General features: G+C 36.3%; 13 protein-coding genes and 1 pseudogene. All 14 read right to left on the bottom strand.

Annotated features, from left to right (window positions below; translation table 11 throughout):
* The 14 genes and pseudogenes from ACWOEC_RS09700 to ACWOEC_RS09635 all read right to left on the bottom strand — a co-directional run bounded on the left by ACWOEC_RS09700 (position 1) and on the right by ACWOEC_RS09635 (position 14,275).
* The gene (locus tag ACWOEC_RS09700; RefSeq protein WP_455307799.1) at positions 1 to 561 is read right to left on the bottom strand and encodes a TetR/AcrR family transcriptional regulator; all 561 of its coding nucleotides are present in this window, start codon (positions 559 to 561) and stop codon (positions 1 to 3) included.
* Positions 554 to 1,441, bottom strand: a complete 888-nt coding sequence (locus tag ACWOEC_RS09695) for a phytoene/squalene synthase family protein (RefSeq protein ID WP_455307797.1) — start codon at positions 1,439 to 1,441, stop codon at positions 554 to 556. The genes ACWOEC_RS09700 and ACWOEC_RS09695 overlap by 8 nt, the downstream gene beginning before the upstream one ends.
* On the bottom strand, positions 1,431 to 2,918 hold the full coding sequence (locus ACWOEC_RS09690; protein WP_455307795.1) for a phytoene desaturase family protein: 1,488 nt from the start codon (positions 2,916 to 2,918) through the stop codon (positions 1,431 to 1,433). Before ACWOEC_RS09690 ends, ACWOEC_RS09695 begins: the two co-directional genes overlap by 11 nt.
* 3 nt (positions 2,919 to 2,921) lie before the next feature.
* On the bottom strand, positions 2,922 to 3,605 hold the full coding sequence (locus ACWOEC_RS09685; protein ID WP_455307793.1) for an ABC transporter ATP-binding protein: 684 nt from the start codon (positions 3,603 to 3,605) through the stop codon (positions 2,922 to 2,924).
* An 11-nt stretch (positions 3,606 to 3,616) separates the two neighbouring features.
* Entirely contained in the window at positions 3,617 to 4,684 is a 1,068-nt protein-coding gene (locus ACWOEC_RS09680) for an ABC transporter permease (protein ID WP_455307791.1), read from the bottom strand.
* 38 nt (positions 4,685 to 4,722) lie between these two features.
* Positions 4,723 to 5,496, bottom strand: a pseudogene (locus ACWOEC_RS09675) (DUF1295 domain-containing protein).
* A 142-nt stretch (positions 5,497 to 5,638) separates the two neighbouring features.
* The gene (locus ACWOEC_RS09670) at positions 5,639 to 6,046 is read right to left on the bottom strand and encodes a DUF2871 domain-containing protein (protein ID WP_137614766.1); all 408 of its coding nucleotides are present in this window, start codon (positions 6,044 to 6,046) and stop codon (positions 5,639 to 5,641) included.
* A gap of 9 nt (positions 6,047 to 6,055) precedes the next feature.
* A complete protein-coding gene (locus ACWOEC_RS09665; protein WP_455307789.1) occupies positions 6,056 to 6,745 on the bottom strand; it encodes an ABC transporter ATP-binding protein in 690 nt (229 codons plus the stop codon).
* A 12-nt stretch (positions 6,746 to 6,757) separates the two neighbouring features.
* The gene (locus tag ACWOEC_RS09660; RefSeq protein ID WP_455307787.1) at positions 6,758 to 7,822 is read right to left on the bottom strand and encodes an ABC transporter permease; all 1,065 of its coding nucleotides are present in this window, start codon (positions 7,820 to 7,822) and stop codon (positions 6,758 to 6,760) included.
* A 17-nt stretch (positions 7,823 to 7,839) separates the two neighbouring features.
* Positions 7,840 to 8,436, bottom strand: a complete 597-nt coding sequence (locus ACWOEC_RS09655) for a TetR/AcrR family transcriptional regulator (RefSeq protein ID WP_455307786.1) — start codon at positions 8,434 to 8,436, stop codon at positions 7,840 to 7,842.
* Between the two features lie 125 nt (positions 8,437 to 8,561).
* Positions 8,562 to 9,968, bottom strand: coding sequence for a cryptochrome/photolyase family protein (locus ACWOEC_RS09650; RefSeq protein ID WP_455307784.1), 1,407 nt, complete (start codon positions 9,966 to 9,968; stop codon positions 8,562 to 8,564).
* A gap of 445 nt (positions 9,969 to 10,413) precedes the next feature.
* Entirely contained in the window at positions 10,414 to 11,589 is a 1,176-nt protein-coding gene (locus ACWOEC_RS09645; RefSeq protein WP_455307782.1) for a class C sortase, read from the bottom strand.
* A gap of 32 nt (positions 11,590 to 11,621) precedes the next feature.
* Entirely contained in the window at positions 11,622 to 13,520 is a 1,899-nt protein-coding gene (locus ACWOEC_RS09640; RefSeq protein ID WP_455307780.1) for a SpaH/EbpB family LPXTG-anchored major pilin, read from the bottom strand.
* An 11-nt stretch (positions 13,521 to 13,531) separates the two neighbouring features.
* Positions 13,532 to 14,275, bottom strand: a complete 744-nt coding sequence (locus ACWOEC_RS09635) for a pilin N-terminal domain-containing protein (RefSeq protein WP_455307778.1) — start codon at positions 14,273 to 14,275, stop codon at positions 13,532 to 13,534.
* Positions 14,276 to 14,671 lie beyond the last annotated feature (396 nt).

Here is a 14,671-nt window from a genome sequence, read left to right as displayed (position 1 = left end):
CTACTCCCTCTGCTCTTTAATTTCTGTTGCCATAACGCCATATAAAAATACCTGAACACTTTTAGCTAAATCGCTTTGTCGGTTCGGTGTCTCTAAATAAGCAGCAATCAAGATAAATAATTGACTGACAGCAAATGTCGGATCAATTTCTGATTTTAAATGAAATTCCGCTTGTTCTAATAACTCTATAAATGGTGTTTTATAAGAAGTCGTCCACAATCGGTATAGTTTCTGTGACATTTCTTTGGATAAAGAATGTTGGATATCATGCATCATCACAAAAAGATTAAATGGATGTTTTTGCTGTAGGAATAAAGCCATATGTAAGATTTTTTTTTCAGCTGGTAGAGATTCGTCATTCGCGATAATCCGCAACTGCGCTTCAACAGTTGCGGATAAACGCAACATCACATGATAATAGATATCTTCTTTTTTCTTAAAATGATAATACAACGTTGGTTGTGTCACACCTAATTTTTCGGTAATCTGCCTTGTGGACGTCGCTCGATAGCCTTGGACCATAAATAATTCTTCTGCTACATCTAAGATTTCTTCATACATTCGCTTCACCTGCTATCAGGCGCGCAACTTGTTTGGTCGCTTGTTGAAATAACTCCAACTTTCTAAATCGGCTGACCGATTGCCGTTTAGTTAACATTTGATACTGTTTATGACGAATCTCCATTAAAATCTCACGGTAGACTGTCGCAGCTAGATATAAAGGTTTTTGTGCCTTAGTTTCCAATAATGGCAGCATTTCAAATGATTCATCGTACAACCGTTCCGCTTCTTGTGCTAGAAATTCCCATAATTCCACCACTGCTTCTGTTGGTTCAGTTTTACCCAAGTCATATGGACAAACATCAAAGCGAAGCATGTCTTCCATTGGTAAATAAATCCGTCCCATACGATAATCTTCACCAATATCACGTAAAATATTAGTGATTTGCATTGCTTCTCCTAATTTTTTAGCTGGTTCTTGGATTTTTTCAGGATACCGTGATAGCAATGGCAATAACATCAACCCGACGCTTCCTGCAACGTAATAAGCATATTCTTTTAACTCATCTAATGTTTTAGGTTGTCTGAATTCTAGATCTTTTGCTTGGCCTTCTAACATATCATAAAATGGTGCGATGTCCATTGGGTAGTGTTGAAAAACTACCGCTAATGCTCTGAAAATCGGTTCGTTCGGAATATTTCCTTGCTCAAATGCAACTAATTTTTGATATAAGGTCTCTAGTTTTTCGCGATCTTTAGTTAAATCAACGATATCATCTGCCTCTCTACAAAATGCATAGATTGCAAAAATACTTTGAGCTTGCTCTTTGGGTAATTTTGAAAAAGCAAAATAGAACGTTTTCGAGTGATGCTTGATAATTTTCTCGCAAGCTAAAAAATCAGCTTGCTGAGAAGAAAGTGTATATTGATTATTGATCATCTTTGACCAGCTCCTCTACTGCAAGTTTAGCACTTTGCATGACGATCGGCACTCCCGCTCCAGGATGGGTACTACTTCCACAGAAATAAAGATTTTCTGCATAATCAAATTTGTTGTGTGGACGATAGTAATTACTTTGTGACAAGATTGGCTTCAACCCAAATGTCGCACCATTATAGGCATTGAATTGTTGCTTGAATTTATCTGGTGTGTAATATTCTTCAAACACGATATGATCATTTAGATCTGTAAATTGCGTTTTCGTTTGGATCAACTCAACAATTTTATTGCGATACGTTTGAATCGCCTGATCTGACCAGTCATTATATTTTGACACTTCTGGTACTGGGATCAAGACATATAGACCTTCCTTGCCTTCTGGTGCTAAATCTTTATCAAGTAAAGTTGGTCGGTACAAATAAAATGAAGGATCTTCTGGAAGTACACCGTCTTCAAACAAATCACTCACATTGCGTTCAAAATCTTCAGCAAAATAAATACTATGTAACGTCTCTCCTGGATAATGTTTATCTAAGCCTAGATACATTAAGAAGCAAGAACATGAATACTCCATTTTATCGATTTTTTTGTTGGTATATTTCCCACGTTTTTTCTCATCTGGAATCAGATGTTTCATTGCATATGGAAAATCAGCTCCACACACGACAGCATCGGCTGCGATCATTTCTTGGCCAATACGGATTCCTTTGGCAGACTTTTGTTCGATGACGATTTCATCGACTGGTGTGCCATAATGAGCTGTTCCACCTAATTCTTTAAACAATCGGTCTAATGATTTTGCTAAGGTGTACATCCCACCTTTCATAAAATGCACCCCATAAAAGAGCTCGATCATTGGAATAATCGTATACAGTGATGGACCTTGATACGGTGAAACACCGATATACAATGTCTGAAAGGCAAGCGATTTACGCAAGCGGTCATCTTTGACAAATTTAGAGATCGAAGAATAGGCATCACTAAACGTACGCAAACGAACACCCGCCCACAATGATTTTGGATTATAAAAATCAAGCGGACCACGGAACGATTTCATGATAAAGTGTTCTTTTGCAATCAAGTATCGTTTGTAGATATCCGCTAAAAAGGCAAAATAGCCTTGCGCATCTTCTTCTGAGATATCTTCTAACGTTTTTGTCAACGTCGTAAGGTCACTTGAAAATAGCAATGGATCATCGTTTGCAAAAAACAATTCTAGCATTGGATCGACTTTTTCCATTGGAATATAGTCATCAGGATCTTTCCCGCAGATTTCAAACACCTCACGATAAATTTCGGGCATCATCACAATCGTCGGTCCTACGTCAAAACGAAAGCCATCTTTTTCGATTTGATTCATTTTCCCACCAGGCTTGACGTCTTTTTCATATAAATGAACAGCATAACCCAGATTTTGTAAACGAACAGCTGCACTTAATCCTGCTACGCCTGCTCCAACCACTATAATTTTTTCCATGTACTATTCACCTGACTTTTCTTTTTTTTCGGTTAACTCTCCATCTTTCATTATATATACTTTATCACAATAGTCGACTAAACGGAGGTCATGTGTAACCATGATCGTCGCTTTTTGTTTTTCTTTCATTTCTTTTGCTAAAATTTTGACCACTTCATAGGCTTTTTCTGTGTCTAAACTTGCAGTGGGTTCATCAGCTAAAATAATCGTAGGATCATGATATAAAGCACGGATGATCGCGATTCGTTGACGTTCTCCTCCTGAAAGTTCTTCTGGATATTTTGAAACTAATTTTTCGACACCTAGTTGAGTAAATAATTCTGTTCCAACTGACCGTGCTTTTTGTTTCGTGACTTTATCGACTAATTTCAATTGATCTTTGACGGTCAAAAACGGAACAAGATTTGATGCTTGTAAAATAAAGCCGATTTCTTTAAAACGTAAAGCCGCTCGTTGTTTTTCTTTTTTCTGACTAAATGGTTGGCCGTTGATCAAAACTTCACCTGAAGTTGGACTCTGTAAGCCTCCGATAATGGTTAAAAATGTACTTTTTCCAGATCCCGATGGTCCAATAATAGCTACAAATTCTCCTTTATCTACTGAAAAATTCGTTTCTTTTAACGCATGAATCGTCTCATCACCATCCTGAAATTGCTTGGTCACGTGTTTCATTTCTATCGCACTCATCTATTTTCCTCCTAACTAATGGCTTTTAATGGATCGATTTTGACAATAGTACGAACCGAGAAAAAGGCTCCAATAATTGCAACGACAACCATCATCATACTGACTGCGGCAAAAAATAACGCATTACTTTGAAACGGTACCGCTTCTGGCAACACAAGTCCTGAGCCGATCGTAGCAAGCAACCCGATCCCAACACCCACAACCGCTAAAAAGAACGTTTGAGCAATAACAGAGCGGGCAATGTAACTACTAGAGATTCCTTGGGCTTTCATCACACCAAAAATCGCCGTTTTTTGCATCGTTAAAACATAGATGAAGATTCCAATAACTACTGCAGCGATGACGACTAAAAAGCCGATCATAAAACCAAAAGTCAACACTTGGGCATTATATCCCGGAAGTTTATTGATAAACGTTGAAATCGTTAAACGTTGTAAACTACTTGGTACATCCGTTAGTTTCCCTTTTGTCACAATGGCATTTAATTTCATCGGTTGCATTTGCGCACGTTCACCGTATTTTAGTTTGTGGACCGTATCTAGCATTGTGTACAGGATTGATGCCACATTAAATTTTGCATTTTTTGTAAATCCTGTGATAGTTAATTCTTCTTCATTTGTTGCTAAGATGATCGTATCGCCGATTTTATACCCTGCATTGATTTTTAAACTTTCATCGGCAACGACCTCATTATCTTTTGTAAATAATTTTCCTTCTGTAACTTCTGGAGTAATAAACTGATCTGAATTGATTCCAAAGAAACTGACATTTTCTTTTTCTGATTTATCCCCTTCACGATAGACGATACCAGAAAGTTGTGAAAATTCAGCCTTGTCTTTGACATCAACCTTATCAAAATCTTTAGGATCGATCATCGACATATTCAAATTATCATTGGCTTCACTGGATAATAAAATATTATCTGCTTGCCATTTATCGATTCCCATTCGATTTTCTTGAGCTAATCCGTAAGCTAATCCTGTCAAAAAAAAGACCAGATAGGCAATTAAAAACATCACACCAATGACTAATGTGTAACGTAATTTAGAATGTTTAATTTCATTTAATGCTAAAAACATCGATTTCCCCCCCTTTTTAGTAGAAAAAAAGGCTAAACTTATAGCCCTTTTTTCCCAATAATTGGAAAGAATTTTGCAGTATGTGCTGCATATTCTTTAAAGTCTTGACAATAATGGTATTTCTTTTCTAATAATGGAACTCCTGAAACAAATAATAACAACAATGTAATACAGATTGGACTTAAAATCAGCCATAATGTCGACCAACTTGTCAGCGCAATAAAAATACACCCCACCAACAAACGGCTTCACCAAAGTAATTTGGATGACGTGTTATCGACCAAAAACCACTTGTTAGTAATTTGCCTTTATTCTGTGGATTTTTTTGAACTGTTCTAATTGACGATCGCCGCCAACTTCAAAAATAAAGCCAATCATCCAAATCAAAACGCCAAGCCATTGCCACCACATCATGGATTCATTTGGGTTAGCAAATGTATACGTGATCGGTAGCGCAATAATAAATAATAATACGCCTTGCAAGACGAATTACATTTAAGAACACTTTGATATCGACATATTTTGTCCCCTAGCGTTTACGCATGTTCACATAGCGATAGTCTTCTGGCTTGTTCCAATTGCGACGAGCAAGATGGGTAAATAATCTTCCACCCCATAATGTCACGAGTACTAAAATGGCTAATTGTTGTAATGTAATCAAATCTGTAGCAATCAAACCGACCCAAGCTACTACAACGAACCGCCCCACCCCAAGCAATATCGACTAACGAATACTTGCGTTTACCTGTTGAAATAATAAACCAACAAATAAAATAGATGAGTAATGCAAATGCAACAATCCTATACATCATTTTTCTTCCTCCTTCCCTTATCACTTGATAAGCAAAGTGTAGCATATCTCCATTTTCATGCCTAGATTGTTGCTCAAATTCAAGCGCTTTTTTCTACTAATTAAATAACACGTTACTTTTTATGACAAAAAAAGAACATGCTCTACGCATGCTCTTCTACTGAACCAAATAATATAGCAAAGAAAAAACCTAACCCGATCGTCATGATAATATGTCCTAGACCGGCAATACCTGAGATCGCTGCTGAACTTTCAATCCCCATCACGGTCATTGTTCCGTGGATCAACATAAGTAATAAGGTGATTCCCAAACCGATATTGTACGTGATATAAAATCGCTTGTACCATTTATGTGCTGTAATATGGAAATTTTTTTCTAATAATAACACAATCAAGAAGAAAAACATCCCCAAGACTAACGTATGTGTGTGTAGGGTACTTAGTTGTGTTTTCCCACTAAAATCAAACCATTTAGTCAATTCTCTATAATAAACCCCAAATAATAATCCAATGATCATATACGACATACTTACTCTGACTAGTTTTTTCATCATTTCCCCCTAAACTTCCTCGGCTTTTACATGATCTTTTTGTGTCAATACGCCATCTTTCATCACGTATACTTTATCGCAAAAATCAACTAAACGAATATCATGTGTAACCATAATCGTTGCTTTATTTTTTTCTTTTGTTTCTTTTGCTAAAATTTTAACCACTTCATACGATTTTTCTGTATCTAAACTCGCAGTTGGTTCATCGGCTAAAATAATCGTTGGATCATTGTAAAGCGCTCGGATAATCGCGATTCGTTGACGCTCTCCTCCAGATAATTCTTCTGGATATTTATTTTTTAATTTTGCTACGCCTAATTGTTCGAATAACTGTTCAACATCGATTTTAGATTTTGCCCGTGTCACTTTATCCACAAGCTTCATTTGTTGTTTGACCGTCAAAAATGGAACGAGATTTGATGCTTGTAAGATAAAACCAATTTCATCAAATCGTAATTTAGCACGTTCCTTTTCTTTTTTATCACTAAATGGTTGTCCGTTGATCAATACTTCTCCTTCAGAAGGTGATTGCAAGCCTCCAGTGATCGTTAAAAAGGTACTTTTTCCCGAACCAGAAGGACCGATGATTGCAACAAACTCGCCTTTTTCAACCGAAAAATTAGTGGGTTTCAAGGCTTCGATCGTTTCGTCGCCGTCTTTAAAATATTTGCTTACATTTTTTAATTCAATAGCTTTCATCTAATCTCCTCCTTATCCAATGGCTTTCAACGGGTCGATTTTCACGATCGTGCGTACTGAGAACACCGCACCCAAGATTGCAATGACCACCATCAAGACACTAATACCTACAAAGAACATCGTATTCACTTGGAATGGTACGGCTTGAGGCAATAACAATGCAGAACCTAGTGTTGCAAGCAACCCGACAACGACTCCTACGACAGCTAAAAAGAACGTTTGGGCAATTATGGAGCGTGCGATATAAGTACTTGAGATCCCTTGAGCTTTCATCACACCAAAGATATTGATTTTTTGCATCGTAAGTACATACACGAAAATCCCAATTACGACAGCAGCAATCACGACTAAAAAGCCAATCATAAAGCTAAATGTTAATACTTGTGCGTTGTATCCTGGTAGTTTATTAATAAATGTTGCGATCGTTAATTTTTCTAAACCTTTTGGTAGATCTTTGACAGTCCCTCTGGTCACGACTGCATTATATATTTGTTCGTTATTTTTAGTGGGTGCACCACCTAAATCGGTCGTTGTGGCATACGATACATAAAGAACAGGTGAGGCAGAGTAACTTGCTTTATCTGTAAATCCAACGATTTTTACTTTTTCATTTGTCCCAGCTACACTGACTGTATCCCCCAGTTTGATGTTATATTGTTTTTTCACACTTTCATCGGCCACTGCTTCATTCTTTTCGCTAAACATTTTCCCTTCAATAATATTTGGCGCAATAAACTGCTCTTTGTCGATTCCAAAAAACGTAACGTTTACCTTATCATCTTGATCATTACCTTTGACCAAAATACCTGGTTTTTGAACTAAACCTGCTTTGTCACTTGCTTTGATAGCATCGAATTCTTTTTGCGTAATCATCGACATATTTAAATTATCATTTGAAACACTTGTTAAAATAACATTATCGGCTTGCCATTTATCAATCGACATTTGAAATTCTTGCGCTAACCCATAAGATAGGCCTGTTAAAAAGAAGACCAAGTAAGCAATCAGAAACATCACACCGATCACTAAACTATACCGTAGTTTTGAATGTCGAATTTCGTTTAAAGCTAAAAACATCATTTATCCCTCCAATTTTATCCTAAGCCTTTAATTAACCATTGTGTTCGAAAATCAAAATCAGCTACTAGTTCATCTTCAGTCCATTCATTGACGAGCGCTGAAGTGATGGAATCTGTCACCAGATCCATTAAAAAGAATAAAAACGCATGTGCTTCTTCTTTCGTCTCGATGTTAAATTGGTTTTGTTTTAATAAACGCATCCACTGACCGATGAAGTGTTTACTCTCGTCGACTGTTGTGCGCTTATATAAAGTCGTCGTCTCTCCTTTAAGCAATAAGTGTAATCCTTTGAATTCTTGGCTCAAACGATCGAGCGTCAGACTTGTTATCAAATATTCTTTCAAACCAAAGAATATGTCTTCTGGTGTCGCCATGACTGCATCTAAAATATCATGATGGATCTGATTGGCAAATTTTTGGACAATATACCGATGGGCATCTTCTAGATTGACAAAGTATTTATAAAACGCTGCTCGTGAGATTCCAGTCGTTTCTACGACTTGCGCTACTTTGACTTGACTAATATGGAATTCATTGAACAAATCGATTAAGCTTCCTTCAATCAACATACGTTTTTCATCGGCTAAATTATAAAAAGTTTGTGTTGGCATTTTACTCGCTCCTTCAAAAGTGACATTTCGTCACTTCTTATTTATTATTCTAATCGAACTATTTTTTGAAGTCAAGAATTAAACAAAAAGAAAAGACTTACAGTACTGTAAGTCCTTTCGCAATACTATTCTTGTGCTCTTTCTTTACTAAATTCATACTTTGCAAGTGCTCTTTTACGTTGTTCTTTATGGTCCACTATCGGCAACGGATACGTTTCACCTAACTGAATCCCATATTCTTTTTGTTGTGCTTCGGTCATTTTTTCAGGTTGATGGATAAATTTATTTGGTATTGCTTTTAACTCTGGTACAAACGTTCGAATAAAGTCTCCTTTTGGATCAAATTTTTCGGATTGCGTAGTCGGATTGAAAATTCGAAAATAAGGAACTGCATCGGTACCTGTCGAAGCCGCCCATTGCCAGCCGCCAATATTGCTTGCCGGATCATAGTCAACTAGCATCTGCTGAAAATACTTTTCACCCCAGCGCCAATCGATTAAAAGATCCTTAGTTAAAAAAGAAGCTGTGATCATCCGCAAACGATTGTGCATCCAGCCGGTTTCATTCAACTGACGCATCGCCGCATCCACGATTGGAAACCCCGTTTGACCAGCTTGCCATTTTTTAAAGTCAGCTCGTTTATTTTCCCATTCGACATATCGATAATTTTCTTGGATACTTTCTTCTTTTTGTTTTGGAAAAGCTACGTAGATCATGTGGTAAAAATCACGCCAGCACAATTCTTTTTCGAATGTCGTTTTACCGGTCGAATTCGGTGCCTTTTGAACTGCTTGCCAAACTGTACGAATCGAAATTTCACCGGTACGCAAGTGACGAGACAAACGACTGGTTTGATCTGCTTCAGGAATATCGCGCTTTTGATCATATACTTTAAGATCTTCTTTGACAAATTTCTTCAGTCGTTCTATTGCATAGGCTTCACCTAAAGGCTGATCATCAAGCACAGGTAATTGCTCACAAAACTTCTTGAATCGCGCTTCTTCTTTTTCAAAAATCAGCTGACTTTTTACTGTCGTTTTGCTTAAATTCACTTCGATTGGACTTTCCTTCACTTGCTCGATCCATTTTTTATAGTACGGTGTATAGACTTTGTAATAGTTACCATTTCGTGTAATTTCTCTTGCTCCATGCAGATACCCATCCATAAATTCGTGGACTTGGATCTTTTGTTCTTTAAAAAAAGTACGCATTTCTTGATCACGAGTAGCACCATATCCCGTTTCATCAGTATTAAAATAAATATCTGTAATTTCTGGCACAGCCTTCAATAGTTCTTTAAATGAATCTTTAGGATTTCCAAAATGAACATGCAAGTGGTGATGTTGATCGATTTGTTTTTTTAGATACGCTACACTTGAAAAAAAGGCCTGATGATTAGGACTGCCTTCGATAAATTGTTCTGGATTTAATTGAAAAAATAAAATCAATTCCTCTGATTCCTCACAAGCTTTTGCTAGTGCTTTATTATCTGAAAGTCGTAAATCTTTACGAAACCACATTACTGAAGTCATCGTCATTTCCTCCCACTTGTTTTTATCTAGTATACGTGATTTAAAAAAATTATGGCATTATTATGCATAACAAACAAGCAGAGCAACGGATGGTTTTAACGAAACATCCATTGCTCTGCTTGTTTTCATAGGTTTTTGGGGAGGTATCAAAAGATACTTATTTTTATTAGATTAAAAAGCAAAAGAAGATATTTTTTTGAATAACGGTTGTCAGTATTCGATTCCTTTAAAATCACTAATAAAAAAACAATAATATATATAAGGTTATTTATAAAAATATTGTTTCAATAACTTTTGATAATTTAATTCTATCAAAAAATAACAAATTTTAAAGTTCATTTTTTTTTATATCTTGCATATTTTTCGGACTAAAATAAAGAACACATCCTATTTTAAACGGATGTGTTCTTTAAGAGATTGCAAATGACGTTCTTGGTTGAACAAGCTAGATTTGACAATCCTTTTGTTTTTGATGTGTTTGATGTTTCACTTGTACTTGATAGACTTCGATTGCTTTTTGTTTCTTCGATTTGATGCCAACAAATACTTCGACATCTTCATGATAGACTAACTTTGCTCGATAGATATCTGCTTTTAAATAGTTGAATTCTACAATCCCTAGAGCGTTTGTCGTCCGAATCATTCGGCGTCCATTTTCCATCAATGGTTGACTACCTTTTTTGGGATATAGCAACACTTGCTCATGTGCCAGCGGTTGATTTTCTTGATTAGTTACAAGTAAACGAATCGTGATCATTCTTGTCGTTTGACGTGCACGGTAGATCATATAGCCCATCGTAGCAAATATAGTTAGAGTAACTGTGACAAAGGCACTTAAAATCAAGATTCGTTGCAAATTCATTCCTTGATTTCCTTTTGCAACTTCTTTGGCAATCACCGGTGTATACGGTACGCGATGGCCTGTAATCAATAAACGATGACTATTGATCATATAAGGCGTACATGTAACTAACGTGACCAAATCGCGATGTGGTTGGATCGCTAAAGCGGAAATATCGTTTGGTTTCACTACTTGGATTTTTTCTACTTCATACGCTAAATTATCATTTAGTACATTAATAACAAAGGTATCGCCTTCTTTGATTTTATCTAAATCAGTAAATAGTTTACGCTGCGCTAAACCACGATGACCTGCAATAATCGCATGGGTTCCTTCACCACCAGTCGGCATAGAATAATCATCTAAAACAGTGGCTCCATCTTGCAATAAGAAATCATTGGTCGTATCAAATAAAGGAATCGTAATTTTAATGGCCGGGATGCTGATCGATCCAATCAGGTGTTCTTTTCGCATCGCATTTGATGTGATATCCTCTTCGGAAATATCCGTAAACGGATCTGAATTAGCAACCAACCCATTTTTGGCGATCTCTTTATTTTTTTCTTCCATTTTTTTCTTTTGTGCAACTAAATCTTCAGCTTTCGTTTCTGCAATTTCTTTTTGGTATTTTCCAATTCTATATTGATCGATATATCCATTAACGGCATCAATATAAAAAGGGTAACACATAATCAACAGCCCAATCAAAAGCAATCCTAAGACCATTAAGCGACTAAACAATTGATTTTTTGGTCCTGAACGTTTTCTTGTGCGTTTCATCTGTGTCACCCCCCCAATTTAATTAAGTTTGATTAAAAATGTGCTTCGTCTTTTCTAGATCTTACAAACCAGAAACCTGCTGCTGCTACAACAAGTGCCCCAACTGCTAAGTAAGCATAGATTCCATTACCACCAGTACCAGGTAAGAAGCCTTCACGAACGTTTTCAATAATAACGGTCTCTGCTAAATTATCTGTTCCATCAAAGCTACCCGGTTGAACTGTAAATAGTGTTTCTTTATTTACAACAGCGTAGCCTTCTGGCGCTTTTGTTTCCACCATTGCATAGGCATCTTCTTCTGCATAACGTAAACCTGTTACTTCAATTTTTCCGTTTTCACCAGATTTGATCACTGTAGCATTTTTAAGATCTGTTACATATCTTACACCTTTTGCTTTCATTGGATCGTAATATGATTCTAACGCTTTACCTTGACCTTCACCATTTAAGGTTGCAGCAGGTTCTGTTGTGTACTGAATGTATTGTCCTTCTTTACCCACTACGACTTTTTTAGAAGAAACGATTTCACCTTTTTCGTTTACAACTGCTTCCTCACCATAAACATCTTTTTTCAGTTGGATAACGAATTCAGCACCTGCTAAACCGTCTTTAGAACTACCGTCTACTTTTTTGAATTTCTTACCACCCACAACTAATTGAGGTGCTTTAGATGTATCTTGATGTGATTCTGAATCTGATGATTTTTTAAATTCATATACGGCTGTATTTTGCATATAACGATCTGGTACTGCAAATTCATTAATCGTTGTCGTATAGTAAATACGCATCGTTTCACCAGCATATGGTTCTAATGCTTTTACAGTCGCTAATGCTGTTGCTAATTTTTCTGTATTGATAGTGCCATCTGAATTTTTATAAGCTAAATTAAATGATAATGTAAATTCTGAACCGGCTGTTTGTTTTGTTTTATCGTCATTAAAATGATTATTTACATCCAATGTATAATGATTGTTCAATCCTTCTACGGTTTCAAATGTAGTTTTATCATCCTTTGTTTTAATAACTTCAATTTTATCAATTGGGTTTTCAGCTAATGTTGTTCCGGCGTAGTTCATGCTATCCGTTACTTGCAATTGATCATACATAGGTACTGCTACAGTTTTGTCATCGATTGTTTGATTGATTGTTTGACCGATACCATTTGGAATAGTTAAATCAACATAATATTTGATTTGATCTCCTACAGCATGTGTGTACCCTGTATCTGTTGTGATCGTGTATGGATCTTGTGTTTCGTTACTTGATAGACCTGATTCTTGATCACCTTTAATGTGACCTACCATTTCTTTATTGAACTCATCTTTTACAATATTTTTTGGATACAATTGAATCGTTTTTAACGTTTGATCTTTATACGTAACAGGTAATACAACGAGCATTGGTGTCGCTTTGGTTTTTACATTTGATGGTGCAAATGTTTCAAAGAACATATACGCTTGATATTGATTGTTAACTTTTGATGATAATGTAAATGATGCTTGTCCATTAGCATCTGTTTTCTTCTGATTTTTTTCAATATAATCTTCATCATCTTTTTTGGGCCAATTATCATTGGTATACATTTTAGCCAATGCTTTTTGCGCTTCTTTCATCGCTGCTTCTTGTTGTGCAGCTGTAGGAGCAGCTACTCCGTTTAAAGCTTTTTTATATTGTGTGTTAAATTCGCTTGTTACGTTATATGGTGTAAAGCCTACACCAGGTAGTGGTTTTGCACTATCAAATTCTGACATGGATACACCAGTATTTTGAATGGTTTGCATGGCTTGATCACTATCAAATGCTTTTTTATTGATCACAACAGTCACATCATCGGTTTCTGCGGCGTCCACATTATGGCTTCCCATACTTAATATTCCTGTAAGAACAGGTAATAATAACATCATACTCATCCAAAGATTTCGTTTTTTCATCTTCATTTTTTTTATCCTCTAGTTTCTTTTTGTTTTTTACGCAAGACAATAAGTACTCCCGCAAATATAATAATCCCCGCACCTACCCACGATGCTTTGGTTTTCAGCTCATTCGTACTTGGAAATTGCCCAAATTTTGTCGGTTCTTTGCTCGTTGGTGTATAGGACTCTTCTGGAGTACTCGGCTCTGTCGGTGTGTAAGGCTCTTGTGGCGTACTGGGTTCTGTTGGTGTCAATGGTTTTTCTGGAACCTGTCCATCAATATACTTTGGATACACATCGATCGTATTTAAAATCTCATTGGTATCGACTGATCGAATGGGCAGTAAAATTACAGAAGGTAAGACTTTTTTGGTTTGGGCTTGACTGCTTTCTCGAATGAGATATACAGCATATTCTCCTTGCTGTTTCATCGGTACAACAAATCGACATTCACCCTGAGCATTCGTCACACTCGTTTCCAAAGGTTTTGGTAACCCTTCATCACTGTGCAATGCTTTTTCTGACAACGTTTCGCTAAATTTTTTTTCATCAAAACCAGTCGCTTGTTTTGCTTCTAAATAAATAGAAGTGATATCGTACAACGCGACCTGACGTCCACCAGTTCCAGCTTGTTCACTGTCACTTTCATCTTCGTGTACAATCATTGTAACGTTTGTGCTCTCTGTTTCAGCCTGTACTGGACAAGCGAGTAGTATCATGAAGAAGCCACTTAAAACAGAAGCCATTAGTGCTCCACTAACTAGTTTCTTCATTAGCCATCTCCTCTTTCATGATGATCCCCCTCTTTTTTACTCTCATTTCCATTCATCCTGCTCCCCCTCGCATTCACTATTCCCTACTAGCTCATTGTCAGTAGATGATTTTTTTATTTGTATTAAGTATAGTCTTTGTATTAAAAATTATTAATCGAATAACCAAACGTTTTCGTACGATAAACTAACAAAAATGAAATATAAAAATAAGTTATTTTTATATTTTAAAATAAACAAAAAAACTTATTTTAATATTTTTTTCACATGGGATTAGATTACGTCCATATAATTGTGTAAAAGATAAAAGGCCATGTAACAGCCCTTTTACGGTACAATGTTTTTAACCACAAAAACATACCCAGGAGGACGTTACATGACCCAAGTACATTTTACACT

This window comes from Enterococcus bulliens, from assembly GCF_053761865.1.
Note: the sequence above shows the minus strand (reverse complement) of the source record. Positions and strands in the feature narration are given on the sequence as shown.